The organism is Streptomyces minutiscleroticus, assembly GCF_014650875.1.
Lineage (GTDB): Bacteria > Actinomycetota > Actinomycetes > Streptomycetales > Streptomycetaceae > Streptomyces > Streptomyces minutiscleroticus.
Genome location: NZ_BMVU01000149.1, coordinates 1 through 3,540, shown reverse-complemented (window position 1 = coordinate 3,540; position 3,540 = coordinate 1). Strand labels below are relative to the sequence as shown.

Genomic DNA, 3,540 nt, shown 5'->3' with positions numbered 1-3,540 from the left:
CCAAGGCGCGGAGTCTGCGGCGCATGACTGAACCTCGTTCTCCTGGCAGGGAATGCGTCGCACGCTCTCGTCCCGAGCGTACGACGCGCTGAGGAAGCGCGGTGGTACGACCTGTCTATGGGAGCGCTCCCATAGGAAGGCCCCCAAGAGCGCGGTACAACTGTCCGGTGTGTGGTCGGTATGGTGTGACGGGCTGGTGGAGCTGTCAAGGGATCCGGTGCGGGAGCCCTCCACGACTTGCGGGCAAGGGGGCCTGGGCTGCCGGAGGCATGGGCATGGTGCACCCGCTCCTCCGCCTGGTACGACGAGGGGCGTCGGCACTCCGGGGTCGGTCTCCATGCCTCCTGCGACGTGCGCTTCGACCTCGCCGAGCAACTCCGCGGGATGCGTGCCGACGTTCTTCATGCGGTCTGCGACAAGCGTCCGGAACGCTTCGTCCGCAAGCCTCCGGAGTCCTTGAAGGCCCCCGGCAGTGGCCTGGGCCGGCAAGTCGACGCCGGGCGGCCCGCTGATCCCGGCGCAACGCCGGAAACAGCCACCTGCCTCGATCGATTGGGCGGATTCAGGGTCCGGCAAGTGCTGGTGTGATCCGGGCCTTTGGCGGTGTGACATGCGCCGTCGCGCGCACAGGCCAGCCGAAATATTTCGGATCCGACGACGACGCTTGCGAGAGGTGTTGACGCCGTCCGGCGGTTCCCTATCATTCGGGATGCTCGATACTTCGACTCATGTTCGATATGGCGAACGCGTCGGAGTCGCTCCACCGCACAGCAGAGCATCTCCGAGTCGCACCCGGCGAATAGCGAGCCGCAAGGAGTCCGCCACATGTATATGTCATGGCCGCATCAAAACGTCTCCCGCCGTCACGCGCTGGCGACCGCCACCGGCCTTGCCGTCGGCGCGGTCCTCCCACTGACGGGAGCCTCCCAAGCCGCAGCCACTCCCACTCGGGGACCGGCCCGCGCCGTCGGGGAGTACGCGAACCCGGTGATCTGGCAGGACTTTGCGGACATCGACGTCATCCGCGTCGGCGACACCTACTATGCCTCGGCCTCGACCATGCACTACTCACCGGGCGCGCCCGTCCTGCGCTCGTACGACCTGGTGCACTGGGAGATCGCCGGCCATTCGGTGCCCATGCTCGACTTCGGCGCCAAGTACGACCTGAACGGCGCCCGCGGCTATGTCAGAGGAATCTGGGCGTCGTCGTTGGCGTACCGCCCGAGCAACAGGACGTTCTACTGGCTGGGCCAGATCGACTTCGCCCGGACGTACATCTACACCGCGACGGCCGTCGAGGGGCCGTGGGACCGGCTGACGACGATCGGCACGCCCTACTCGACGCGGGGCTGCTGGTCGACAGCGACGACACCTTGTACGTGGCGTACGGCAACACCACGATCAGCGTGGCGCAGCTCTCGCCCGACGGTCGCACCCAGGTTCGCACGCAGCAGGTGTTCACGACCCCGTCGAGCGTCGGCACCCTCGAGGGCGCCCGCTTCTACAAGATCAACGGGCAGTACTACATCTTCCTCACCCGCCCCGCGAACGGGCAGTACATCCTGAAATCGTCGGGCGGCCCCTTCGGTCCGTACACGATGCGGCAGGTGCTCCTCGACCTGCGTGGGCCGATCCCCGGGGGAGGCGTCCCGCACCAGGGCGGCCTGGTCCAGACGCAGAACGGCGCCTGGTACTACCTGGCCTTCGTCGACGCCTACCCCGGCGGCCGGGTGCCCGCGCTGGCCCCGGTCACCTGGACCGGGGACGGGTGGCCCGTCGTCCAACTCGTGAACGGCGCATGGGGCGCCTCCTACCCCAGCCCGGCCGTACCCACTCCGCCCCGCCAGGTCACCCCCATGACCGGCGTCGACACCTTCGACGGCACGGCCCTCACACCGAGATGGGAGTGGAACCACAACCCGGACAACACCAAGTGGTCGGTCGGCGACGGCCTGACCCTGCGCACCGCGACGGTCACCGGCGACCTGTACTGGGCCCGCAACACCCTCACGCACCGTATCCAGGGCCCCACCTCCACCGCCACGGTCCAGCTCGACCACTCCGCGATGCGGGACGGCGACCGGGCCGGACTCGCGCTGCTGCGGGACTCCTCCGCGTGGATCGGTGTCAAGCGCGAGGGCGGCGCCACCCGGGTGGTGATGGTCGGCGGGCTGACCATGGACAGCAGCTGGAACACCACCGGCACCGGCTACGAGCTCGCGAGCGCGGCCGCCCCGGGCAGTCGCATCTGGCTGCGCGCGAGTGCGGACATCCGCCCCGGCGCGGCACGTCCGGGGACTTTCTCCTACAGCACCGACGGCGTCACGTTCACCCGACTCGGACCCGACTTCTCGATGGGCAACGACTGGCGGTTCTTCATGGGCTACCGGTTCGCCCTCTTCAACCATGCCACCCGGGCGCTCGGCGGTTCGGTCCGTGTCACGCGGTTCGAGCTGTCCACGCCCTGAACCGAGCTGATACCGGCCCACGGACCCGGCCGTACGAGGAGAAACATGAACCTGCTCCGGCGCCTTGGACGAAGGCACCGGGCGTCACCGGTCTCTCGGCGGGCCGCGAGGGCGCGGGAAGTCACCAACGGTCCGCCGCGGTGCTCACGGACCGCCGCACACCGCACTGCACCGACAGTCCGGGCAACCTCTGACGAGGCCAGCCGGAATCGCTCACTCAAGGTTGGGAAACCCCATGCACAGAGGTAGTTTCAGCCACAGGCATCCGTCTGCGGCGCTCGCCGCCGCGGTCGCGGTCCTGGCCGCGCTGGCGGCGATGCTCGTCGCCATCCCGGCCCAGGCGGCTGCCAGTGGCGCCTTGCGCGGTGTCGGTTCGAACCGGTGTCTCGATGTGGTGGGCGCCGGCCAGACCGACGGCACGTACCTGCAGATCCACGACTGCTGGAGCGGCGGGACCAACCAGCAGTGGACGCTGACGGACGCCGATCAGCTGACCGTGTACGGCAACAAGTGCCTGGACGTTCCGGGCCACGCCACCGCAGCCGGTACCCGGGTGCAGATCTGGACCTGTTCCGGCGGCGCGAACCAGCAGTGGCGGGTGAACTCCGACGGCACGGTCGTCGGCACGGAGTCCGGGCTGTGCCTGGAGGCCGCGGGCGCCGGTACGGCCAACGGCACGGCGGTGCAGATCGGGACGTGCAACGGCGGCAGCAACCAGAAGTGGAGCGGCCTGTCCGGAACGCCGCCGACGGACGGCACGTGTGCGCTTCCGTCGACGTACCGGTGGTCGTCGACGGGCGTGCTGGCACAGCCGGCGAACGGGTGGGCCGCGGTGAAGGACTTCACCACCGTGACACACAACGGCAAGCACCTAGTCTACGCGTCGAACGTGTCGGGATCGTCCTACGGCTCGATGATGTTCAGCCCCTTCACCAACTGGTCGGACATGGCGTCGGCCGGCCAGACGGGGATGAGCCAGGCCGCGGTGGCGCCCACGCTGTTCTACTTCGCGCCCAAGAACATCTGGGTGCTGGCGTACCAGTGGGGTGCGTGGCCCTTCATCTACCGCACG

Annotated in this window: 2 protein-coding genes and 1 pseudogene; all 3 read left to right on the top strand. The window is 68.8% G+C overall.

Going from position 1 to position 3,540, the window contains the following annotated elements; translation table 11 throughout:
- Positions 1–351: 351 nt before the first annotated feature.
- Positions 352–588 carry a hypothetical protein gene (locus IE271_RS40365; RefSeq protein WP_190195402.1) on the top strand — a complete coding sequence of 79 codons (237 nt, stop codon included), beginning with the start codon at positions 352–354 and terminating at the stop codon, positions 586–588.
- Between the two features lie 237 nt (positions 589–825).
- Positions 826–2,468, top strand: a pseudogene (locus IE271_RS40360) (glycoside hydrolase family 43 protein).
- A gap of 235 nt (positions 2,469–2,703) precedes the next feature.
- A partial coding sequence (locus IE271_RS40355) for a non-reducing end alpha-L-arabinofuranosidase family hydrolase (protein ID WP_190195401.1) occupies positions 2,704–3,540 on the top strand: 837 nt, incomplete at its 3' end.